Origin of the sequence: Lacunisphaera limnophila (genome assembly GCF_001746835.1) — a bacterium.
GTDB lineage: Bacteria > Verrucomicrobiota > Verrucomicrobiia > Opitutales > Opitutaceae > Lacunisphaera > Lacunisphaera limnophila.
Genome location: NZ_CP016094.1, coordinates 3,381,811 through 3,405,299, shown reverse-complemented (window position 1 = coordinate 3,405,299; position 23,489 = coordinate 3,381,811). Strand labels below are relative to the sequence as shown.

Below are 23,489 nucleotides of genomic sequence, written 5' to 3'. Positions count from 1 at the left end.
GATCAGCTTATTGACGGCGAAAGACCATCGGGTTTCTGAGCTTGTCTTTACCCCAGAGCAGCGTGTCACCGTCGATCCTGATACCACTCTTGCCATTCAGCGCATCGAGGCCGCCAAACGAAACCATGACGATCCGGTTCTCCGCATCATAATCCACCATCGTCATGTTCCGCACGCTGCCGCCGAAACCGGTCATCTCAAAACTAAGGGTTTTGCTGCCTGCCACAAAGCGCATGTAAAAGGTGGCGCTGCCACCCAGGCCGTTCTTGCCGTGGAGTACCCAGGTACCGTGCGCAGTCCGGGAGAGCGCGTCGAACGCCTCCTCAGGGGTCAGCGTCGCCGATCGCAGCGGGGTGGAGAGGGTCGTTTCCCGCCCGAACTCGATGGAGCCCTGCAGCGTGGCGGGACGGTAGTCAGCCAACGCGAGTTCGACCTTGACCGGACCGGCTGGCAGATCGCCCAACACGAGTGGGGTCGTGCCCACAACTTTGCCGTCGAAGGACACGGAGGCTCCGGCGGGTTTGGATTCAACCTTGAGGCTGCCCGGAGCGGCAAAGGTGGCCTCGCAGGTCGTCAATCCACCGCGGGTGACCTCGGCGGTGACCATTTCGCTTGGCCAGCCGGTACGGGCGTAGGTGATGCGATAGCCACCCACCGGCAGATCCGCCAATGTAGCCGGCGTGAGGCCGCGTTCAGTGCGCCCCTGCCCCTCCACCACGTAATCGACCGCGAAAGGCCTGCTGGCGAGGGCTAGCCCGCCACCGATCAGGTCGCCCGTGACCGTGGCGGTACCGTCACGCCGGACGATCGTCGGACGTGACTGGGCTGGCCAACCTTCGCGTTGGAACGTGACGGTGGCGGCGCCGATGGGCACGTCGTCGAACACCTCGGGGGTGCGGCCGGTCCGCGTGCGGCCGTAGACATCTTTCAGGGTAAAATCCACCTCGGTCGGCTCAGCCGTAACCTGAAGCAAGCCGGTGAGAGTGAGCAGTTCCGTCCGCTTGGCCGGGATGCTCCCCTGCAGGGCCGCGACCGCCTGGGAATAAGCTTCGATCTGAGCCGCACCTTCCTCCCAGGCCTTGGCCGCAACCAACTCCTCGAGGCGGGCCCGCGCCACCCGGGCGGGGTTGGCGGCGAGGTGTTCGCGGAGCCACGTAACGTAGCGATCGTGGGCCTGTACCAGCGCTTGTGCCGCACGCAGGTCGGGAGTCACGCCTCCCCTCGCCTCGCGTTGCACCGCGCGCTCGTCGGCCTTGAGGTCGCTCAGTTCGCGCTCGGCCAGCGCCTCAGTCCTGAGCGCGGCGTCGAGGGCGATGTTCAGCTCGGAAAGCCGGGTGCGGAGCTTCAGCCCAAGCTGATCGAGCCGGGCCTGTTCGGCCTTAGCCGCAACAATGGCCCGCGCCTTTTCCTCTTCGGCATGGAGCCTTGCCGCCTCGTCGTGGGCACGCTCAGACTCGGCCCGCTGGGCGGCGGCCACCGCGGCCTTCTCTGTAACCATCTTTTCCTCGGCGGCGATCCGGGCCTTCTCCTTGTTCTCAGCGCGGGTCTTCATCACCCACCACCCGCCGGCAGCCAGCACGACAACGGCGATGAGGGCGACAATGACGAACTCCTTGCCGCCAGACTTTGGCTGCTTCGCCGGCGGGAGACTTGAAGGGTCAGGATTCGTCCTTCCGCCCTCTGCCGTCTGCCCTCTGCCCTCGATCCTCTTCTGCTCCCTCTGCAACACCGGCAGCGTCGAAGAATCGGCCGCGAGCGTCAGGGTCTCAAAGGCCGTCGTAATGTCAGCTAGCGACTCGCGGTACTTGGCCTGCAGGCCGGGCGTGGGGGCCTTGGCAATCTTGTCCTCAAGTTTGCGGCGCAACTCGAGGAACCGCGCCTCGGTCTGGTCGGAGGTGGCTTCGGCGGAAAGGTCAAGCAGGCGGGCTGCTTCAATTGGTGTCATGCGAAACTGAAGGCGGAATCAAAATGGGGCGCGTAGGCCGCGGATGCGGGCATCCATCCAGCGGCGAAGGAGGCTCTTGACGCGGGGTTTGTCCGCCAACCATAGGGCAGCGGCGGCACCGTGCCGGACATAGAGGAGGAAGAACCAATGCGGGGCGCGGTGCAGCATCCAGTGACGGAAACGTAGCCAGTCGGGGTTGCCCGCCCCGTATACTTCGCGCGCGACCCAACAAAAGGGGAACCCACCGGCGCTGGAGGCGGACGAGGCCGCAGCGGAGGCCGAGGCGGCGGCGTTCTGGGCCGAGGTGGCGGCGGCCTGTTCATGCTGGCCGGCGTGATGCGCGGCGGACTGCGCATTCTGCTCATATTTCTCCGCGTTCACCATCGACCTGATGGCCGCCTGCTCGTGATCAACCGTCATGTTCATGCCGCGCTCTGCGTCCTTCTCGGAGGTCTGCGTATGCTGCAAGGCGGTGGCGGCGTCCTTCTCGGAGGTCTGCGTGTTCTGCAAGGCGGTGGCTGCGTCCTTTTGATGAGTCAGCGTGTTTTGCTTGGCCGTTGCGGCCGCCGCCTCGTGCTTCACCACCGTCTCCTTCAGGGTGGCGATTTCCTTCTCTAACGTCTTGGCATTACCTAACACGGTCTTCAGCTCCTCCATCAGGTCGGATATGATCTGCTGCGTCTGCTTGGCCGTGTTTTGGGCATAGACCACGGCATCATCGGCAGCCTCCTTGGCGCGGTTCCGCTCGGTGGTGGCCTCCGTGGCCATGCTAGCGGCGGTGGCCTTGGCGCTGACGGCGGCGGACATGGCCGTCTGAGCGGTGGATTCCGCCGTCGATGCCCGGGTGCTGGCCTCGGCTGCCTGCTGCGCCTCGTTGCGGGCGGTGTCGGAGTAGGTGGTGGCTTCGCCGGCTTCGCGCTGGGCGATGTTGCTGGCCTGCTCGGCCTCGCTCGCTTCCTGCTGGGCGCGCTGGCTGGCTTGCCCGGCCTGATTGGCCTCCGCCTGGGCCCGGGTGCTGGCGGCGTCGGCCTCCTGGGCCTCACGCTGCGCGAGATTGCTGGCGCGCTCGGCCTCGTTAGCCTCCTGCTGAGCCCGCCGGCTCTCGGCATCAGCGTCATCCGCCTCTTTCTTCGCCCGGCGGCTCTCCGCGTCGGCTTCGTCGGCTTCTTTCTTGGCGCGCTTGCTCTCGGTGTCGGCCTCGTCCGCCTCCGTCTTGGCCCGTTTGCTCTCGCGGTCGGCTTCATCTGCTTCCGCTTTCGCACGGGCGTTCTCGCGGTCAGCTTCGTCGGCTTCCGCCTTCGCCCGGGCGTTCTCGCGGTCAGCCTCGTCGGCCTCGGTCTTGGCGCGGAGTCGCTCCTTCGCGGCTTCGTCGGCCTCGAGCCGGGCCCGGTCACTTTCCTTCGTGGCCTCGTCAGCCTCGCTCTTGGCGCGGGCGCTCTCTCTGTTGGCGTCATCGGCCTCTGCTTTGGCGCGGTCGCTTTCCTTGGTGGCTTCGTCCGCCTCGGACTTCGCCCGGAGATTCTCCCGGCCGGCCTCGTCGGCCTCGGCCTTGGCGCGGGTGCTGGCCTGCTCGGCTTCGGCGGCTTCACTGCGGGCCCGGGCCGAAGACTGGGTGGCCTCCGCCGCCTCCTGCTGGGCGCGAGCGGAAGCTTGGGCCGCCTCACCGGCCTCACCCTGGGCGCGGGCGCTGGCCTGTTCAGCCTCGCTCGCTTCATTCTGGGCCCGGACCGCGGCATCGTGCGCGGCCTGCGCCTCCGCGAGGATGCGTGCGCTCGCAGCCGCGGCTTCCTGCGCCTCCGTAATGGCGCGATGGGCTGCGTCGGAGGCGGTGGTCGCACTCGTCCCAGCGGAAGCTGACGCATCGGCCGCCTCCTGCGCGTCCTGCACGGCGCGTACATTGGCGTCATGGGCTGCTTGCGCCTCCGCCAGCGCCCGCGCGGCCTCGGAGGTGGCGGCGGTCGCTTGCTGCTGGGCCTCGGTGGCGGCGGCGGTGGCCTGGTCAGATTGGAAATCCGCCTGGTTGGCGGAAGTGGCGGCCTGCTGGGCAGAGTTCTCCGCCTGATCGGCGGCGGTTTCGGCGCGGAGCTTGGCGGCTTCGGCGGCCGCGGCAGCGGCCTGGGCCTGGGCGACAGGATCGACGGGCATGGGCGTGGGGGGTTAGACTTTTCCTTGGTTGAAGCGCTCGATCCACGCCGCGAGCCATTTGGCCCGGATGCGTTCGGCTTCCTTGAGGTTGGACTGCAAAGTGGCCAGTTGTCCGCCGAACTGCTTCATGCGGGCGATGCGCTGGTCGATGGAACGCTGCTGCTCCGTCTGGCGGCGGCGCGTTTCGTCCGCGTCCCGCTGGCGCTGCTTGTCGAGTTTTTCAAAGGTGCCGTCCATCTGCTGCTGCACCGAACGCTGGAGCTTCTGCACCGAGCTGCCCAAGAGGGTCATCTGCTCGCGGTGCAGGTCTTGCAACACGCGGCGCAGTTCGGCCAACACGCCGTCCTGGAGCTTTTCCAGTTCCTTTTCCAGGGTCTGCGTCTCTTTTTTGCGGAAGCTGACGTAGGTCCAGAGAAAGCCCACGACAAGCAACGGGATCATCAGCGCGGCGAGGGTGGTGCGGATCCCCTGCCCGCCGCTGGTATCGCCGGTGAGCACGGTGGCGCCGCCGAGGATGGTGCCGAGGATCATGACACCCATGATAACCTGGCGGGCGGCATTGAAGCGCGCGCCGAGAGTGGCGCGGGGCATCTCGCCGCGATAGCGGATCTCGGGCCGAGCTAGACTGGAGATGGTGTCCCACATGCCGGCCTCGTCCGGCAGCTCGACGGAAATGGACGGGCGCGCCCCGGTGGCCGCCTCGATGGCGCGCTTGGCGTCCCGGACGGAGCATTCCAGCCCCTCGGTGAGCTGGCGCAGGTCGGTGGAGAGGCGATGGCGCGCAAGGCCGAGCACGGCCTGCGTGAGGCGAGCGGCGGCGGGTATCGACAAGGTGAGCTTGATCGCGGTGTCGCCCTCCGTCTGCTCGATGTCATCGACGGACAGCGTCGCCGACGCCTCGCGCAGCTGGCGGTTGGCGTCGCCGTCCGCCTGGAGCGAGGCCTTGGCCTCGCGCTCGCCTGCCTTGACGAGACTGTCGAGTTCGTCGGCGAACTTCTGCCGGATGCCCTCGGCGGTCTTGCGCATCTCGGGTTGGCCGTCGCGATCCGTCAGGCCCTCGCGGGCAAGGGTGAGCCGGTTGCCCAGCTTGCGCTGCTCCTGCTGGGTCTCCTCCTGCATGAGGGCCAGCGTCATGTCCATCTGGCGCAGGAGGCGGGACTCCACCAGGTAGAGCCGGAGTTCGCTGTCGGGGGCGGTCAGCAGGGCGAGACGCTTGCGCAGGAGTTCCGTGCCGAGGCGAACGAGGCCGAGGGAGAGGCCGACCTTCCAATGCTTCCACCATTCCTCGGGCACGCGCTCGGCCGGCGCGGGGGCATCGGCGGCGGCCGGCTGGAGGACATTCTGCAGACCAGTAACGTTGTCCAATACGACCTGCACGGTGGTGCGTTCCTCGGGGGTGAAGGTGGCCTCGGCGCTGCCGGCGAGGAAGACCCAGTCAGCCTGGTCGGCCAGGGTCGAGAGCAGCGCGGGTTTGCGCTGCATCGCCTCCAGGCTATGAGGCACGAGCAGACACAGGCCGCTGGAGTGAGTCGGCCCCTTCAGCTTCAAGCGTAACGGTTCGAGCAAGTCTCCCTCGGTTTGCTGCAGCGCGTGCGTCTGCTGCAAGGCGGTGAGGAAGCTGCCGGCATCGTCGAACTCGCGGGCCCCGGCGCCGGTATCGAGGAGGAAGCCACGTTCCTGCAGGAGCACCTCGCTGAAACCCAGACGGGAGGGCACGACCACCTTGCACACGTTGTAGTCGTGACCGATGATTTCGGAGAGCAGCGCCTGCAGCACCTCTGGCTGCGGCGAGATGACCGCGGCACGAACCGGGATCACGGGATTCCCTGATAGCTGCGTCAGCTTTTCCTGAAACGGCGAGACGGCGCGCCCGGCTTCCAATTCAGTGGCGATGACCAAGGCGGCCTCGGCCGTGGCGCGACGCTGTTTCTGGATCTCGGAAAAATAATCCATAATGACGATGCAAGTGGTGCGTGGAGCAAGCCCTTGCGAGCGAGCTGCATGACAGTGTAACGCAATCGACTAGCAATGGTAAACTTCTCGCGAAACGCGTCTCCGGGATATTTTGCTTTCATCCGCCCGAATTCCCGGGAAATCCTCCCGAAAATCTAAGGGATTCCCCTAGGCAGCGCGCTATTTTATGAGGCCCACGGCGGCGCTACCGGGCACAAATCGAATGCCCGCTCCTACAACTGATAACGCTCAACCCATAAGGCGCGCCCCGCGCGCCTTACTTCAGTTCCACAATCACCTGGATCTCCACCGTCGAGCCCTTGGGGAGGCCGGCGGCGGCGACGGCGGCGCGGGCGTGCTTGCCGGCGTCACCGTACAGCTGGCCGAAAAGTTCCGAGGCCCCGTTGATTACGGCAGGGCTGTCGGTGAACCCGCTCACGGCGTTCACAAAACCAGTCACGAGCACGAACTGTTTCACGCTGTCGAGGCTGCCGGTGGCGGCCTTGATGTTGGCCAGGGTGTTGAGCGCGCAGATTTTCGCCGATTCGTAGGCGGTTTGCACCGTCTGTTCCGCCCCTACCTGGCCGGTGTGCGTCATCTGGCCGTTCAAGGCGCTGATGGTGCCGGCGAGGTACAGCAGGTTGCCGGTGCGCACGTAGGGTACATAGCTGCCGGCGACGGCCGGCGGATTGGGCAGGGTCAGGCCGAGGGCGGTGAGTTTGGCTTCGATGCTCATGGGAAAAGCTTTCGGCGTTCGGTCTTCAGCTGTCAGCAACGAACTGCGGAAATCCCGCGGCTCGCCGGACGCCAGAGCTTGTCACTGCTTGGGCACGAACTCCATAGCGGCCACGTCCTCGGGCTTCACGGGCTTGTCCAGCACGCCAACCTCTTGCAGCAGGGCGATCTGCTTCTGCAGCCGGACGGTGGTGATCTGGCCGGCGTATTCGCCCTTCGCGGGATCCCCGGCCACCAGCTTGTAGTCATTCATGGCCTTGATGCTGTAGGCCATGAACTCGGGCGACATGATGTCGTTCTTCGCGGCGATCAGCGCGTTGGCGGGTGCGGGGTCGCCGGTCAGGTAGTCCACCCAGCCCCGGATGCTCGCGCGCACGAACTTGGCCACGACCTCGGGATGCTTCGCGAGGTAATCGTTGCTGGCGAACATCACCCGGTAGGGCTCGTAGGTGTCGCTAGCGATGAGCAGGGCGCCAACATTCGCGCCGCGCTGCCGGGCGAAGAAAGGCTCATTGGTCACGAAACACTGCCGGAGCAGCGTCTTGTCGTTCATGAACCGGGCCAGGTCGCCCACCAGCGGCATCTGGTTGAATTGCACCCCGAGTTTCTTGCGCACCACTTCCAGCCAAGTCGAAACAGAACCCGCCATCAGCGTGCGGCCCTGCAGATCCTGCAGGCTGCGCAGCGGGTTTTCCTCGTGAAAGAGGATACCTTGGGGGTCGCGCTGCATCTCGGCGGCCACGATCTTGATCGGGAGGCCGCGGGCCGCGGCCACGATGACGTCGTCGCCGTTGGTCATGCCGAGTTGCGCCTTCCCCATGGCCACCTGCTCCTTCACCTGGGCATTGGGGCCGCCCGGCAGAATTTCCACGTCCAGCCCCTCGGCGGCATAATAGCCCTTGGCCAGCGCTTGGTAATAACCGCCGTGCTCCGGCTGCGGGAACCAGTCGGTCTGAAATTTGATTTTGACCGGCCCGGTCGTAGCCGCCGGTTCCGCCGCCTTCTGGCCGCAGCCGGTCAGCGTGAGAACGGCCAACAGGGATACCGAGAGGGGAATGAAGCGTGGCATAGCGGAACAGGACAGAACCACAGAGACCCCAAGACACAAAATAAAATTCCCCGACTCTGCACCTTCGTGCCTTGGTGGTTTGATTCCGATCTCAGTGGTCGTCGCGGTCGAAGGAGTCATGCCATTTGTGCAGCATCGTCCAGTTCAACAGCGAGATGGCGGCCACGAACACGAACCCGAGCGCACAGCTCGTCAACGCCGTGGCGAACAAGGCCGGTATCTTGATCTGGGCACCGTAACTATACACGAGAAACCCGAGCCCCCCCGCCCCACCGGAGGAATTGCCGACCATGTATTCGCCAAAGATCGCCCCGATGGGCGCCAGCGTGGCCGCGATGCGCAGGCCGGTCAGGTAGTAAGGCATCGCCCCGGGCAGACGCAGGAAGAGCAGTTCCTGCCAGCGGGAAGCGTTGGCCATGCGGAAGAGCGCCACGTGGTTCTGATCGGCTGAAATCAGCCCCTGCGTCGTGTTCGCCACCACCGGAAAAAAGCTGATGAGCCACGTGATGGTGATGATCCCCGGCAGCCCCGGGCCGGCCCACAGCACGATGATCGGGGTCAGCACGATCACCGGCGTCATCTGCAACATCAGCAGCCAGGGATAAAGGCTGGCCCGCAGAGATCGCGACACCCCCAGGAACAACGCCAGCGCGAAACTCGACAATCCCGCCAGCAGGAACCCCGCGAGCGCGCCGACCGCCGTGCTGCCCGCCGCCTGCCAGAGTCTCGTCCGCTCGTGCCACGCCGCCGCGAGAATCTCGCCCGGCGTCGGCAGGATCCAGCTCTGCAGGCCGCTGAAATGCCGCACCGCATACCAGAGCGCGACGAAGGTCGCGCCGCTGACGACGGGCAGGAGCCAAAGCAGGAGCGGCGGCAGCTTTTTCATCCGAGTGGGTCCTCCACCTCGTGTAGCAAGCGTGACACCTCGTTCACCTTGGCTTGGAATTCCGGCCGCTCCCGCATTTCAGGTCGGCGCGGATACGCAAAATCAACCTTCACCTCCGCGTGCAGCCGCCCGGGGTTCGCCGCCATCACAATGATGCGATTCGAGAGGAAAACCGCCTCGCTCACGGAATGAGTCACGAACATCGCCGTGAAGCGCGCCTGCTCCCGCAAGGCGAGCAACTGCTCGTTGAGCCGGTTGCGCGTCATCTCGTCGAGGGCGCCGAACGGTTCATCCAGCAAAAGCAGTTCAGGCGAGAGTGTGAGCGCCCGGGCGATGGAAACGCGCATCTTCATGCCGCCGGAAAGCTGACGCGGGTAGTATCCGGCGTTGGGTTCGAGTCCCACCCGCGCGAGCATCGCGGCGGCTTTGGTGCGGCGGTCCGCCGATGACACCCCGCGCAACCGTAAGGGCAGCTCGGCGTTGCCCTGGGCGGTCAGCCAGGGCAGCAGCGTGGCGTCCTGAAAGATAAAGGCCTGGCGGTCACGGGCCAGCCGCGGCTTGGTACCCAGCACCTCCAACCCGCCTTCGCTCGCCGGATTCAGGCCCGACACCAGCTTGAGCACGGTGGATTTGCCGCAGCCGCTGGGCCCGATCAGGCTGACAAAATCCCCGGCGGCCACGGTCAGGTCCACGCCGTCCAGCACGAGCGGGCCGCTGCCGTAGCGCTTTTTCAGCGAGGTAAATTTGACGATGGCCGCGGCAGGCTCCATGTAGTCCACCCGAATGGACACAATCGCGCCCAAAACGCCAGCCGCTTTGCCATTCGCCGGCTGGCAGGCCCTCGGCGCCGTCGGGGCCGCCCGCGAGTTGCAGGCCCGCGTGGCCGCGCTGCCGGACCCATTGCGCCGCGCGGCGGTGGCGTGGCTGCGACCGGAGGGGGAACTGGTTGAGCAATTGGCCACGGTAGCCCCGGCCGCTGACCGTCCCCTCGCCGGCATGCCCTACTTCCTCAAGGACCTCTTCGACCTGACGGGCGTGCCGACCCGCGCCGGTTCGACTTTCCTGGACCAGCTTCGCCCCCTGCCCTCACACGACTGCCAACTCGCCCAGCGACTCGGCGAACTGGGCGCGGGTTGCGCGGGCAAGTCCCACCTCGTGGAATTCGCCTCCGGCCTCACGGGTGAAAATCCACACTACGGCGACTGCCCGCATCCCTTCCATCCCCAATGTTTGTCCGGCGGCTCCAGCAGCGGCTCCGCGGCGCTGGTGGCCGCGGGGGTCGCGCCACTTTCCATCGGCACCGACACCGGCGGCTCCGTCCGCGTACCCGCGGCCTGGTGCGGGCTGCATGGCTTCCGGCTGAGTCCCGGGGATGCTTTTATTCGCGATGCCTTTCCGCTCGCCCCGACCATGGATACGGCGGGTTGGTTCACGGCCAACGCCCCGGACATGCTGACGGCATGGCGGGCCTTGGTGCCGGGTACGGGCCGGCCCTTGGCGTCCGAACCCCGCGGATGCTACCTCAACGCCCGCAAGCTGCTGCCCGGCATGGACCCCACCGTCGCCACGGCCTGCGACTACGCGGCCGCGAGTCTCACCGCCCGGGCTGATCCGGTGGCGGAAGCCTCGTTGGTCCTGTCGTGGCATCACGCCGTCGAGGCCTACATCACCATCGGCATGAGCGAGGCCCACACCGTGCATCGCGACTGGCTGGTCCCCCACCGCGAGCGTTACGACCCGATCATCTGGCGGCGCTTCACCGATGCGGGGAGTTTCCCGGCGGCGGACATCGCCCGCGCCCACGAACGCCGGCGCGAGATCATCTCCGTCCTCCGTGATTTCTTCCGCACCTACGATTATCTCGTGCTGCCAAGCGTCTCCTGCGCCGCGCCGACCAAGGCCGAGGCCACCTTGGAACTGAGGCGCAACATCCTCACGCTCTGTTCCCCCGCCAGCCTCGCGGGACTGCCCGTGCTCTCGCTCCCCGTGGCCTTGCCCTCGGGGCTGACCGCTGGACTGCAGATCATTCTGCCCTCCGCGGACAGCCCGGTCGTGCCGTGGCTTCTGGGTCGGTCTTGATGTGGGCGGGGTCTCCGTTCACTGACCCAACGCGTCCGCTATCCCATCCAGCTGGTCAAGCCACGGTTGCTTCTGCTCCGCCGGCATCAACGCGACTTCAAATCCATTCCGGGCGATCTGCACGAGTTCCCGGCGGGTGAACCCGCTGCGATCGGCCAGGACGACGTACTCGTCATTGATCCGGTTGCCGAAAGTGATGGGGTCGTCGGTGCTGATCGTCACCTTCACCCCCGCGTCGAACAGCCGCCGGATGGGATGGTTCACCAGGCTGATGCCGGGCATCAGCTTGTGGTTGCTGATCGGGCACATATCCAAGGCGATCCCGCGCCGGATCAGTTCCTGCACCACCGCCGGGCTCTCGATAGCCCGGGTACCGTGCTCGATGCGATGAGGCTGCAACTCATCCAGGATCTTCCGCACAAAATCGGCCCCCATGAACTCGCCCGCATGCGCCTTGGTGTATTTGCCCGCGGCCCGGGCCGCCGCCCAATAAGGCGCCGTCCAGGGCTCCACCGGCGCATCTTCAAATCCGTGCAGGTCTACCCCGGCCAGGTCCGGCCAGGTCAGCGCTTCCTCGAGGATGGGCATCATCCGCGGCCCCGCCCCATTGTGATGAATCCCGAGAAACACCCGCACCTCCAGGCCGGCCGGCACCGCCGTGCGGATCGCCGCCAGCACCTCACGACCGTTGAGCCCGAGAAACTCCAGCGCCCCCGAGGCGAAACTCGTCTCGACGTATTTCACGTTCGCCGCGGCGAGCCGCGCGAAGATCACCTGCGCCGCCTCATGATAACGGGCGGGCGACGTGAACCAGGAAAACGCCATGTCCAGCAGCTCGCGGTCGAAATGGGCGAAGTCGCGGAACTTGAAATTATGAGCCCACGAAATCGGCGGCTGCGCAAACTCCGGCCGCACGCGGCGCAGCAGCTCCAGCGGCAGCGCCCCCTCCAGGTGGAGGTGCGTCTCGGTCTTCGGTAGAGACTGGGCGAAACTAAGGGAGTCCATCGGCATGATTACACACCAATCTGCACTCAGGCCCCACGGATTGGGTCAGCTAGGCCTGAGCGCCGGATGGTGGCGGATGAGTGGTTTACCCCTTCTTCAGCAACTGGTCGGGGTTAAGCTTTTTAAGGGCCGGCAGGACAAACAGGCCGTCCTTGCGGATAAGTTTGCCGTCGAACCAGATTTCGCCGCCGCCGTATTCCGGGCGCTGGATGTTGACCATGTCCCAGTGGACGACCGACTCGTTGCCGTTGCCGGCGCGCTCGTAGGCCTTGCCGGGCGTGAAGTGGAAGGAGCCGGCGATCTTCTCGTCGAACAGGATGTCGCGCATCGGTTCGGTGATGTGCGGGTTGAAGCCGATCGCGAACTCGCCGATGTAGCGCGCCCCCGCGTCCGTATCGAGGATCTCGTTGAGCCGTTTTGTATTGTTGGCCGTGGCCTCCACGATTTTGCCCTGCTTGAAGACGAGCCGGATGTTGTCGAAGGCCGTGCCGAGGTAGACGGTCGGGGCGTTATATTGGATCACGCCCTCGACGCTGTCCTTGACCGGGCAGGAGAACACCTCGCCATCCGGAATGTTGCGCAGGCCGCCGCAGGCCTCGGCGCCGATGCCCTTGATCGAGAACTTCAGATCCGTACCGGGCCCCTTGAGGTGCACGCGGTCGGTTCGGTTCATCAGGTCCTCGAGCGCGGCCATGCCTGGGCCGTAGCGGCGGTAGTCGAAGGTGCAGACCTTGAAATAGAAGTCCTCGAAGGCCTCGGTGCTCATGCCGGCCTGCTGCGCCATGGCGCTCGAGGGCCAGCGGAGCACGACCCATTTGGTCTTGTTCACCCGGTAATCGAGCACCGGTTTCATGAGCTTGGCCACGAGCTGCACCCGCGCCGCCGGCACGTCGGAGGTCTCGAAGATGTTATGCGAGCCGCGGGCGGCGATGTAGGCGTCCATCTTCTGCATGCGCGCCAATTCGATGTCGGCCGTCAGCCGGTATTGGTCGGTGCTGGCGCCCTGCAGCAGCTCGCGGGTGATGCGGGCATTCTGCAGGTTCACGTAGGGGATCGCGCCGAGGGCGCGGGTGGCGCGGACCAGGGCGATGACAAAGCCCTCGGGGACGTCAAAGGCGTCGATCAGCACCCGCTCGCCTTTCTTCAGGTCGCAGGAGAAACCGGTCAGCACCTCCGCGAGTTGGTTGTAACGGGAATCACTCATGCCCCGACATTCCCTGCCGTCCTGCCGGCATTCAATCCCAAAGCGGCCGGACCCCGCCATGCAAAGCCTGCTTAACCCGCCACCGGCTGCCCCAGCGGGAAACAGATCTTGCCGACGGCCTCGTCGAAGTCGGCAGCGCCGCGCAGGATATCGATCTCCAGCCTGAGGTAGTAACAGGGCAGCGGGATCTTCTGCGTGGCGTCGAGCCGCACCGCGTCCTTCTCGGTCGTGATCAGCATCTCCACCCGGGCGGCGAGGGCCTCCTCGAAGACCGTCTCCAGCTCCTCGTCCGAGAACCGGTGGTGGTCGAGAAACCGCCGGGTGTAATCCAGCTTGGCCCCCGTCTCGCGCAGGAAGGCCTCGAAACTCTCCGGCGCGGCGATGCCGCTGAAGGCGCCGATGTGCTTGCCGGCCAGTGAGGCGAGCGGGATGCGTTCGTCGCTGCCGATACGCTGGAGGTACTGCGGCTTGTGCGCGCACTCGATGATCTCGGCCTCGGGGTTAAACCGGCGGATCATCGCCTCCAGCTCCTCGTCGCGCTCACCCTTGGACTTCGTCAGGAACACATACGAGGCGCGCTTCAGGTGCTTGATCGGCTCGCGCAGGATGCCGCGCGGCAGCAGGAAGCCATTGCCGAAGGGGTTGGTCTTGTCGACCAGCAGCAGGTTGAGCCGGCCCTTGAGCGGGAGGTACTGGAAGCCGTCGTCGAGCACCAGGGTGTCGCAGCCAAATTCCTTGATCGCGTAGGCCCCCGCCTTCACGCGGTCCTTGTCCACCAGCACCACCACGCCCGGCAGGTTCCGCGCCAGCATGTAGGGCTCGTCGCCCGCCACCTCGGAGTCGAGCAGGACCGTGCGGCCGTCGCTCACCACACGGGGCGGGGCGTCGGCCGTGTGATTCAGCCAGAACCACCATTTTTTCCACAAAGGCGGGGCCTTGCTCTTGTAACCGCGGCTGAGAATGGCGACCTTGCGGCCACGGTCGCGCAGCGCCCGGGCGAACTTCTCCACCACGGGCGTCTTGCCTGTGCCGCCCACCGTCAGGTTGCCGACCACGACCACCAGGCAGCCCAGCGGCTGGTCGCGAAAGATGCGGTTCCGGTACAGCCACAGCCGCAACTGCACAATCCCGCTGAACAGGTACGAGCACACCTGCAGGAAGGCCCCGAACAGCACCGCCGGCATGTCCTCCCGCCGGCCCATGATCACGTCTATGGCGAATTGTTCGAATTCATCGGCCTTATGACGGAACCAGCGGTTGGGCATGAGCAAAATTGGCTTTGACGCTTGGGAAGGGGCGGTAGTGAGTCAGTGCTAGCTGCTGGTCTTGTTACATGCAACACCGGCTTCACCCAATCCCATGAGCTACAAACTCTTCATCCCCGGCCCGATCGCCGTCTCCGAGAAAACGCTGCGCGCGATGGCGCAACCCATGATCGGCCATCGCAGCACCGACTTTGTCGCGCTCTACCAATCCATCCAGCCGGGCCTCCAAGGCCTGCTCTACACCGCGGACCCGGTCTACCTGTCCACCAGTAGCGCCTGGGGCGTGATGGAGGGCTCCATCCGCAACCTCACCCAGAAGAAGGTCCTGTGCTGCATGAACGGCGCCTTCTCCGACAAGTGGCTCGATGTCGCCCAACGCTGCGGCCTCGCCGCCGGCGCCCTCAAGTCCGACTGGGGCCAGCCCGTTGATCCGGAAGCCCTGCGCAAGGCTCTCTCCACGGGCGAATACGATGTCGTCACCATCATCCACAACGAGACCTCCTGCGGTTGCATGAGCGACCTCCCCGCCCTCGCCGCCGTGCTGCGCGAGTTCCCGGGCGTCATTAGCATCGTGGACACCGTCAGCTCCTTCAGCGCCGTGCCGATCAAGAAGGACGAGCTCGGCATCGATGTCATCATCACCGGCTCGCAGAAGGCCCTCGCCCTGCCCCCCGGCCTGTCCCTGCTCTCGCCCTCGAAGCGCGCCCTCGAGCGGGCCGCCCTCTGCAAGACCCGCGGCTACTACTTCGACCTGCTCGAGTTCCAGAAGAACCACGAGGCAGGCATGACCCCGAGCACGCCGGTCATCCCGCTGATCTATGCCCTGAAGTCCAAGCTCGAGGACATCGCAGCCGAGGGCCTCGAGGCCCGCTATGCCCGCCACGCCCGTCTCAACCAGACGGTCCGCACCTGGGCGCTCGCCAAGGGCTTCAAGCTCTTCCCGAAGGAGGGCCACGGCTCCGTCTCCCTCAACTGCTTCGCGAACACGCTCAACGTTGACCTCGCCGCCCTCAACAAGGCGCTGAAGTCCAAACACGGCTTCGTGATCGACGGCGGCTACGGCAAACTGAAGGGTCAGACCTTCCGCATCTCCAACATGGGTGACGAAACCGACGCCACCATGGCCGACCTGCTGAAGGCACTCGACGCCGTCCTTGCCGACCTCGGCGTGAAGTAATACGGCAGGGCTGGATCTCTCCTTCCCGCCTCCGGCGCACCTCTCCCGGTGCGCCTTTTTGTTGCGAGGAACGATCTCCCGCGCTCCAGGTTCCCCGCCAAAATGGGACCGCGGCGGCCTCGCCGCGGTGGCCGGACCAGCGCCGAAATCACCTGCATCCAGGCGCCGGAAAATCCGACCCCGCTCCGTCTGCGAAAAAAAGTATAGCTTGAAATTCCCGGCACGGCGGCTAACGGCTCGTCCCCCTCATGAAGTGTCTCATCATTGCCGAGAAGCCCTCCGTCGCCGCCGATCTGGCGCGCGCGCTCGGCAAAATCCCCAAGAAAGGCGACCATTACGAGAGTGACGAGTATGTGATCTCGTCGGCGGTCGGCCATCTGGTGGGGCTCCAGATGCCGGAGGACATCGACAAGAAGAAATACGGCTTCTGGCGCCTCGAGACACTCCCGATCATCCCCGACGAGTTCGAACTCCAGCCCCTGCCCGAGGGCAAGGAGCGCTTCGCCCAGCTCAAGAAGCTGCTGGCCCGCAAGGATGTCACCTCCGTCATCAACGCCTGCGACGCCGGGCGCGAGGGCGAGCTGATCTTCACTTATATCTACCAGCTCACGAAGTGCAAAAAGCCGTTCCAACGGCTGTGGATGTCGTCGATGACCAATGAGGGCATCAACGAGGCCTTCAAGAGCCTGCGTTCCGCCGAGCAGATGCAGGGCCTGGCCGACGCCGCCCGCTGCCGCAGCGAGAGCGACTGGCTGATCGGCATCAACGGCACCCGCGCCCTGACCAAGCGCATGTTCGGCTCCCGCGCCGGCAACGTCGCCTCCGTCGGCCGCGTGCAGACCCCCACCCTCGCCATCGTCTACAACCGCGAGTTGGAGATCCGGAACTTCATCCCCCGCGGCTTCTGGCGCATCACGGCCCGTTTTGGCATCGCCAAGGGCGAGTATGAGGGCGTGTACCAGCGCCCGGATTTCCGGAAGTCCGACGACGAGCATGACCGCATCGACCGCATCTGGCAGCAGGCCAAGGCCGAGGCGATCCTGGCCGTTTGCACGGGCCAGCCGGTCGCGAGCGTCACCGAGGAGAAGAAGGGCAGCACCTCCGCCCCGCCCCGCCTCTACGACCTGACCACGCTCCAGCGCGAGGCCAACAGCCGCTTCGGTTTCCCGGCCAAGCGCACGCTCCAGATCGCCCAGGCACTCTACGAGCGCCACAAGATGATCACCTACCCCCGCACCGACTCGCGCGCGCTGCCGGAGGATTACATCCCGCTCGTCCGCCAGACTCTGGCCAACCTGCACGGCGAGCTCAAGGTCCACGCCGCCCGCGTGCTCGAGTCCGGTTGGGTGCAGCCCAACAAGCGCATCTTCAACAACGCCCAGGTCTCGGACCACTTCGCCATCATCCCGACCCAGCACGAGGCCAAGAATCTCGACGAGGCCGAGGCGAAGCTGTTCGACATGATTGCGCGACGCTTCGTCGCCACCTTCCACCCGGTCGCCGAGTTCGACATCACCACGCGCACCAGCACGGTTGCCGGTCACGCGTTCAAGACCGAGGGCAAGGTGCTCACCGCCCCCGGCTGGCTCGCCGTGTACGGCAAGAATGCCGTCGACGACGACTCCCCCGATTCCAAGGCCCTGCCCGCCCTCTCCGCCGAGGACAAGGCGAAGGCCGCGACCCTCGCCGCCACGCTGCACACCGAGACCACCAAGCCGCCGCCGCGCTACTCGGAATCCACCCTCCTTTCCGCCATGGAAGGCGCCGGCAAGCTCGTGGACGACGAGGCCATGGCCGAGGCCATGAAGGAACGCGGCTTGGGCACGCCCGCCACGCGCGCTGACACCATCGAGGGCCTGATCAACCAGAAGTACATCGACCGCGCCCAACGCGAGCTCATCCCCACGACCAAGGCCGAGCAGCTCTTCCAGTTCCTTTCCGCCGTCAAGGTCGACAACCTCACCAGCCCGACCATGACCGGCGAGTGGGAGTACCACCTGCGCGAGATGGAGCACGGCAAGTATTCCCGCGAGACGTTCATGGCCGAGATCGTCAAGGAGACGAAGGGCATCGTCGAGCGCGTGAAGGGCTTCGAGGAGGACGACTCCGTCGCCCGCACCACCGACATCATCTCCCCCACGGACAACAAGCCAATGAAGGAAACCCTCCGCGGCTACAAGTCGCAGGACGGCGAGCTCATGGTCTACAAGATCGTCGGCGGCCGCCGCATGGAGGAACCCGAGGTCAAGCAGCTGGTCGAGACCCGCACGGTCGGCCCGCTCGACGGCTTCATTTCCAACAAGACCCGCAACCGCTTCTCCGCCGTGCTCAAGCTGGCCGTCGTCGAGGAGACCAAGAAGGACAAGGCCACCAAGCAGGACGTCACCACCAAGAAGTGGAAGACCGAGTTCGATTTCGGCGACAAGGTCGACATCGCTACGCTCACCCCGCTGTGGACCGACGCCAAGACCGGCGCCGAACTCTGCGAGAGCGGCAGCAGCTACATCCTCCGCGAGAAGAAGACCGACGGCACCTGGGAACAGACCTTCCGGATCGGCCGCATCATGTGCCAGAAGCCCATTTTGGCCGAGCAGGTCATCAAGCTCGTCGGTGAGGGCAAGACGGACCTGATCGAGAATTTCATCTCCAAGAAGGGCCGGCCCTTCAGCGCGTTTCTCAAAAAGGAGGGTGGCAAGTTCTCCTGGGAATTCCCGCCCCGCGCCGCGAAGCTCGACAAGGACGGCAACCCGATCGTCCGCAAGGCGAAGGCCAAGGCCGACCTGGCCAAGGCCACGGTCATCGGCGAGAGCAAGACCCACCCCGGCGGCCAGCTGGTCGAACTCGGCGACTCCTTCTACGTCCGCAAGCCGGACCAGGACAACCGCCAGGTTTTCAAGCTCTCCAAGAAGCTCTGCGAGGTCGAACTGCCGGCCGAACAAGTGCAGAAGCTCCTCACCGACGGTCGCAGCGACCTGATCGAGGGCTTCGTCTCCAAGCGCGGCAACAAGTTCAGCGCCTACCTCGTCCTGTCCCAGAAACAGGACAAGGCCGACTTCGAATTTCCTCCTCGGTGAGGAGGAAATAAGGTGAGCCGCGCAGCGGCGAATCCCGGAGGGATGCCTCGAACCGGGTGCCCTCCGGGCGGTGAGAGGCACAATTCCCGCCGCGCTGAGGCTGAAATTGTAGGGCGGGGTCGCCGAACCCCGCCCTACATTAGACCGTCCGACCCCGCCCGCGTCTTATCCCCGCCCCGCCCACCATTAGCCCTACCCCTCGGGGCCAGGACAACCCGTGCACCATTTTTGACACGAATAGGCCGGGGAATTGGCTTGTGGCATCTGACCGTCCGACGTCTACTTTTTACGCCATGATCGTCACGACCGCCCAACTCTTCAAACACGCTTACGGCAAATATGCCGTCGGTGCGTACAATATCAACAACGCCGAGCAGGCCATGGGCCTGTTCCGCGGCGCCATCGAGTCCCAGGCGCCGTTCATCATCCAGATTTCCAAGGGTGCGCGCGCCTACACCGACAAGCGCATGCTCGAGGCCATCATCCGCTCCGCTGGCGACATCTTCCCGGAGGCCATCTTCGCGGTCCACCTCGACCACGGTGACGAGCAGACCTGCTACGAGTGCATCGATTCCGGCTTCTTCAGCTCCGTGATGATCGACGCCTCCCACGATCCGTTCGACAAGAACGTCGAGATCTCCAAGCGCGTCGTCGACCGCGCCCACGCCAAGGGCATCTCCGTCGAGGCCGAACTCGGCATGCTCGGCGGCGTCGAGGAGGACATCAAGGTCGAGGACGGCCACGCCACCCTCACCAACCCGGCCGAGGCCCAGGAATTCGTCAAGCGCACCGGTTGCGACTCCCTCGCTTGCGCCATCGGCACCTCCCACGGCGCCTTCAAGTTCAAGGGCAAGCAGTCCCTCCACTTCGACGTGCTCGAGAAGATCAAGCACCTCATGCCCGGCTACCCGCTGGTCATGCACGGCTCGTCCTCCGTTCCGCAGGACGAGGTCGCCCGCATCAACGCCGCCGGCGGCACGATCGCCGGCTCCATGGGCGTCGACGTCAACGAGTACCTCCCCGCCGCCAAGCTCGGCGTCACCAAGATCAACATCGACACCGACGGCCGCCTTGTCTGGACCCGCGTGCACCGCGAGTTCTTCCGCGACAAGCCTTCCGAGTTCGACTTCCGTCCCCCGGGCAAGATCTTCATCGCCGAATACGCGAAGTTCATCGCCAGCCGCAACAAGCTGCTCGGCAGCGCCGGCCAGCTGGCCGACCTCCGCGCCAGCCTCGGCAAGTAAGCCGACCGTCCCCCACTTCGAACGCCGCCCCGCAACGGGCGGCGTTTTTTATGGGCCCTATAGAGTCAATAGGCCGCCGAAAATACCTGTGCCCTGCGGCACCCCATATTTACCCCCACCCGCCGCGCCTCCGCGTTTTCGCCCTTCCGCGGTTCCGTGATTTCCTTTTGGCTTGGCCCCGTGATCCTGGTCTTCCTTTACGGCGCGCCCGCCACCGGTAAATACACCGTGGGCCGCGAACTCGCCACGCTCACCGGCTTCGAGCTCTACCACAACCACCTCGTCGTCGACGCGGTGCTCCAACGCCACGCCTTCGGCACCTCCGGGTTCATCGCGGAGCGCGACGCAGCCTGGCGGGCGTATTTCACCGCGGCCGCCCGCGAGCCGGCCCGCCGGCTCATTTTCACTTTCAATCCCGAGAATACGGTTCCTCAGGGCTTCATCGACTGGCTGTTCACTGATCTGCCCGACACCACCCTGCACTCTGTCGCGCTCACGCTCGATGAAGCGATCCTCGAGATGCGACTGGACACCCCGCAGCGCCAGGGATTCCGCAAACTGACCGACTTGATCTTGTATCGCGAACTCCGCGACCGCGGGACCTTCGCCACCCCCACCATCCCCCGGACCGATCTGACGCTCGACACCGGGGTCTTGGATCCGGCCACGGCAGCGGCAACGATCCGCACCCATTTCAAGCTCGGCTGAACGCCTCTTCTGCCTAGCCTGCCGGCATGAACGCCACCCTCCGCCGGTGCCGCCACCTGATCGGCCTGGCCGGTCTCCTCGCCTCGGCCGCGGCCTGGGCCACCTCGCCCACCCCTCCAACGCTCGTGAAGGTGGGTGAACTTCAGCTGATCGATGCCCGGCAGGGCGCCGCCTGCGTCGCCCTGGGCGACTTCATTTATGTCTTCGGCGGCTCGGCCGGCGGCGCGATCACCCACGCCGAGCGCATCGACACCCGGACCAACCAAGTGGAGCGCCTGCCGGGAAAGTTTGTGCCGCGGCGTTACCACAACGCCCTCACCCATGCCGGCAAGATCTACCTTTTCGGCGGCCAAGGCTACGGCCTGCCGGGCGATCCCTACGAGCGGGCCGTGGAGATATACGATCCCGCCACCGGCGCCATCACCCAGGGCCCGGCCATGTCGCGTCCCCGCAGTTCAATGGCCGCCGGCGTCCACGGTGGCCAAGCCTACCTCATCGGCGGGTCCAAGAAAAAGGGCAACACCCGCGCCCAGACCGGCGAGGTGGACGTCTTCGACTTCGCCACGTCCCGCTGGAGCCAAGGCGTGCCCATGCCCCTGCCCCGCGAATCGATGGCGGTCGTGGTCGGTGACTTGATCCTCGTGCCCGGCGGCTACCGGTCCCCGCAGGGCCAGCCGGAAGTCCTGATGTTTGTGCCCCCGGAGCGCACTTGGAAAACCCTGCCCCCGTTGGATCGCTCAATCAGCGCCCACTCCACCGTCTTCCTCGGCGAACACCTGTTCCTGTTTGGCGACTTTCACGACCTGGACTCGGTCCTCGCCTACAATCTCCGCACCCGCGAGTCCGCGCTGCTTCACCCCGGCTTCACTGGCGCCCGCCACACCACCGCGACGGTGTGCAACAACCGCATCTACGTGATCGGCGGGAATCGCAACACCGAGACGGGAGACGAACTCCCGCTGGTCCAGGTCTTCGCCCTCTCCGCCGGGTGATACCGAATTCCATGGCCGATCCACTTGACCCGCGGCTGGATTCCCTCGCTGAGGTCATCGTCCGTGTCGGCCTGAATCTCCAGCCCGGTCAGCCGCTGCTGATCACGGATCCGTACGAGCTGCAGGGCGTCCACCCCGAGACCGCCGCCCTCGGCCACGTCCTGCGCGCCGCGGTGGCCCGTCTCAATCCGGATCGACCGGACCCCGGCACCGAAATCCTCCCCGCCAATCCGACCCGGCTCCGGGTCTTGATCGAGGCCGATGACTTATCCGGCTACGAGGCGCTGGTCCGTGCTCATGTCCGCCGACTCGAGCAACACCTCGGCCGCGGCAGCGCTTTCCTGTTTCTGACCGGCACCGCGCCCGGTCTCTTCGCCGGTGTTCCCGCCGACCGCCTGCAACGTTTCGACACCGTCAAGTGGCGCCACCTCGGTCCGCTTATCCAGCGTCTCGTGCGCGGCGCCACCCAGTGGACCCTTGTCCCCGCCCCCACCACCGACTGGGCTGCCGCGGCCGGCGTGGAGGTGTCCGGCTTGTGGGAAACGGTCTTTTCGGCCTTGCGGATCGAAAGGTGGAACCTGCCCTCCGGACAGGTTGAGGACGCACCCGGAGGCCGCGCATCGCCACTCGAGCACTGGTCCACCCACCTCGCCGCGCTCGCCCACCACCGCGACACCCTGAACTCTGCCCACCACCGTCGCATTCGCTACACCGGCCCCGGCATCGATCTCACCCTCGCCCTCCCCCGCCCACACCGCTGGTGCACCGCGCAGCTCGCCACCCCGGGCGGACTGCGGTTCGTCGCCAACCTCCCTACCGAGGAGGTCTTCACGGCTCCGCACCAGAATTCCGCCACCGGTAAGCTGCGGGTCGCCCGCCCCGTCGCGCACGGGGGCGAGGTGATCGACGGCATCGAGTTGGAATTCCAGGGCGGCCGCGTCATCCGGGCCTGCGCCAGATCCGGTGAGGATTTGCTCCATCGCCTCCTGGCCACCGATCCCGGCGCCGCCCGGATCGGGGAAGTCGCCCTGATTCCAGCGTTGCAGGATCCGTCCCCTGGCATCCGCCCCACCTGGCCATCCTCGCCACCCTGCTTCCATCACACCCTCCTCGACGAAAACGCCGCCCCCCACGTCGCCCTCGGCGCGGCCTACCGCTTCTGTTCGCGCGCCTGGTGGCCGCTGGCCCTCAATTCCAGCCAGCTCCACCTCGACCTCCCTCTCGACGCGCAAGTCGAACTCCTCTAATCGTGCTCACAACAAAGACACGAAGACACAAAGTGAATTCATCCCTAAACTTAACAGTATTCTCCGTGTCTCTGTGCCTCCGTGGTTAAATAGCGTGTCTGACAACATTCCAGAACCCGACCTCGATCCCGACCTCCTACGCCGCGCGCAGGCGGGCGACCAGGCCGCGTTCGGGGTCATCATGCGCACGCACCACGCCCGCACGTTCCGGCTCGCCTACGCCATCGTGCACCACGAGGCCGATGCCCGCGACATCGCACAGGAGGTCTGGCTCACCGTCTGGAAACAGCTGCCCTCCTTCCGGGGCGATTCCCGCTTCACCAGCTGGCTGCACCCCATCGTCACCCGCCGCGCCATCGACCATCTCCGCAAACGCCGCCGCTGGTTCGATCGCTTCCTGCCGTTCAACACCGGCAACGACGAGGACGTGCAGGTCGCCGAACCCGCCACCGAGACCACCGCCCGCGACCTCGCCGAAGGTCAGGACACCGTCAGCCGCGTGCGCGCCGCGATGGCCGCGCTCCCGCCCAAGCACCGCGCCATCCTCGCCCTCCGCGAGATGGAGGGACTCTCCTACGAGGAAATCGCCGCGGCGACCGGCATCCCCACCGGCACCGTCATGTCCCGCCTCTTTCACGCGCGCCGCCTCCTCGCCGAAAAGCTGGGCAGCCAAATCAACCGCGATTGATGCGACCAACCATGCAATCAAGCCCAGCCATGCCCGGGATTTCTTCGCGCCAGGTCGCGCCCTTCCCAGGGCT

At 65.8% G+C, this 23,489-nt stretch carries 18 protein-coding genes; 8 read left to right on the top strand and 10 right to left on the bottom strand.

The annotated features are described in order from the left end of the window. Positions 1-7: 7 nt before the first annotated feature. The 7 genes from Verru16B_RS14220 to Verru16B_RS14190 form a co-directional block, all read right to left on the bottom strand. On the bottom strand, positions 8-1,945 hold the full coding sequence (locus Verru16B_RS14220; RefSeq protein ID WP_069962900.1) for a PEGA domain-containing protein: 1,938 nt from the start codon (positions 1,943-1,945) through the stop codon (positions 8-10). A gap of 18 nt (positions 1,946-1,963) precedes the next feature. Further along, a complete protein-coding gene (locus tag Verru16B_RS14215) occupies positions 1,964-4,090 on the bottom strand; it encodes a hypothetical protein (RefSeq protein WP_069962899.1) in 2,127 nt (708 codons plus the stop codon). 12 nt (positions 4,091-4,102) lie between these two features. After that, positions 4,103-6,043: a coiled-coil domain-containing protein gene (locus tag Verru16B_RS14210; protein ID WP_069962898.1), complete on the bottom strand. Its 1,941-nt coding sequence runs from the start codon at positions 6,041-6,043 to the stop codon at positions 4,103-4,105. Positions 6,044-6,320: 277 nt separating this feature from the next. Further along, on the bottom strand, positions 6,321-6,779 hold the full coding sequence (locus Verru16B_RS14205; protein ID WP_069962897.1) for a RidA family protein: 459 nt from the start codon (positions 6,777-6,779) through the stop codon (positions 6,321-6,323). An 81-nt stretch (positions 6,780-6,860) separates the two neighbouring features. Next, the gene (locus Verru16B_RS14200) at positions 6,861-7,847 is read right to left on the bottom strand and encodes an ABC transporter substrate-binding protein (protein WP_069962896.1); all 987 of its coding nucleotides are present in this window, start codon (positions 7,845-7,847) and stop codon (positions 6,861-6,863) included. Positions 7,848-7,938: 91 nt separating this feature from the next. Next, positions 7,939-8,733: an ABC transporter permease gene (locus Verru16B_RS14195; protein WP_069962895.1), complete on the bottom strand. Its 795-nt coding sequence runs from the start codon at positions 8,731-8,733 to the stop codon at positions 7,939-7,941. Then, positions 8,730-9,503: an ABC transporter ATP-binding protein gene (locus tag Verru16B_RS14190; protein WP_069962894.1), complete on the bottom strand. Its 774-nt coding sequence runs from the start codon at positions 9,501-9,503 to the stop codon at positions 8,730-8,732. The genes Verru16B_RS14195 and Verru16B_RS14190 overlap by 4 nt, the downstream gene beginning before the upstream one ends. 46 nt (positions 9,504-9,549) lie before the next feature. Between Verru16B_RS14190 and Verru16B_RS14185 the strand changes: the two genes are divergently transcribed. After that, positions 9,550-10,812: an amidase gene (locus Verru16B_RS14185; protein WP_237023424.1), complete on the top strand. Its 1,263-nt coding sequence runs from the start codon at positions 9,550-9,552 to the stop codon at positions 10,810-10,812. A gap of 18 nt (positions 10,813-10,830) precedes the next feature. Here Verru16B_RS14185 and Verru16B_RS14180 read toward each other — a convergent pair whose 3' ends face one another. The 3 genes from Verru16B_RS14180 to lpxK form a co-directional block, all read right to left on the bottom strand. Further along, on the bottom strand, positions 10,831-11,823 hold the full coding sequence (locus Verru16B_RS14180; protein ID WP_099093284.1) for an adenosine deaminase family protein: 993 nt from the start codon (positions 11,821-11,823) through the stop codon (positions 10,831-10,833). A 79-nt stretch (positions 11,824-11,902) separates the two neighbouring features. Continuing rightward, complete coding sequence (locus Verru16B_RS14175) at positions 11,903-13,021, bottom strand: aminopeptidase (RefSeq protein ID WP_069962892.1); 1,119 nt, start codon at positions 13,019-13,021, stop codon at positions 11,903-11,905. 71 nt (positions 13,022-13,092) lie between these two features. Beyond that, positions 13,093-14,286, bottom strand: coding sequence for a tetraacyldisaccharide 4'-kinase (lpxK, locus tag Verru16B_RS14170; protein ID WP_069962891.1), 1,194 nt, complete (start codon positions 14,284-14,286; stop codon positions 13,093-13,095). Between the two features lie 94 nt (positions 14,287-14,380). Between lpxK and Verru16B_RS14165 the strand changes: the two genes are divergently transcribed. The 7 genes from Verru16B_RS14165 (at position 14,381) to Verru16B_RS14135 (ending at position 23,416) form a co-directional block, all read left to right on the top strand. Beyond that, positions 14,381-15,463, top strand: a complete 1,083-nt coding sequence (locus tag Verru16B_RS14165) for a pyridoxal-phosphate-dependent aminotransferase family protein (protein WP_069962890.1) — start codon at positions 14,381-14,383, stop codon at positions 15,461-15,463. A 248-nt stretch (positions 15,464-15,711) separates the two neighbouring features. Then, positions 15,712-18,537 (top strand): type IA DNA topoisomerase, encoded by a 2,826-nt coding sequence (locus Verru16B_RS14160; protein WP_069962889.1) that lies wholly within the window; start codon positions 15,712-15,714, stop codon positions 18,535-18,537. Positions 18,538-18,830: 293 nt separating this feature from the next. Next, positions 18,831-19,781 (top strand): class II fructose-bisphosphate aldolase, encoded by a 951-nt coding sequence (locus Verru16B_RS14155; protein WP_069962888.1) that lies wholly within the window; start codon positions 18,831-18,833, stop codon positions 19,779-19,781. Between the two features lie 180 nt (positions 19,782-19,961). Beyond that, on the top strand, positions 19,962-20,489 hold the full coding sequence (locus Verru16B_RS14150; RefSeq protein ID WP_069962887.1) for a DEAD/DEAH box helicase family protein: 528 nt from the start codon (positions 19,962-19,964) through the stop codon (positions 20,487-20,489). 26 nt (positions 20,490-20,515) lie between these two features. Further along, entirely contained in the window at positions 20,516-21,481 is a 966-nt protein-coding gene (locus Verru16B_RS14145; protein ID WP_069962886.1) for a Kelch repeat-containing protein, read from the top strand. An 11-nt stretch (positions 21,482-21,492) separates the two neighbouring features. Further along, a complete protein-coding gene (locus Verru16B_RS14140; RefSeq protein WP_069962885.1) occupies positions 21,493-22,728 on the top strand; it encodes an aminopeptidase in 1,236 nt (411 codons plus the stop codon). Between the two features lie 94 nt (positions 22,729-22,822). Next, positions 22,823-23,416 carry an RNA polymerase sigma factor gene (locus Verru16B_RS14135; protein ID WP_069962884.1) on the top strand — a complete coding sequence of 198 codons (594 nt, stop codon included), beginning with the start codon at positions 22,823-22,825 and terminating at the stop codon, positions 23,414-23,416. The last annotated feature ends 73 nt before the right edge of the window (positions 23,417-23,489 follow it).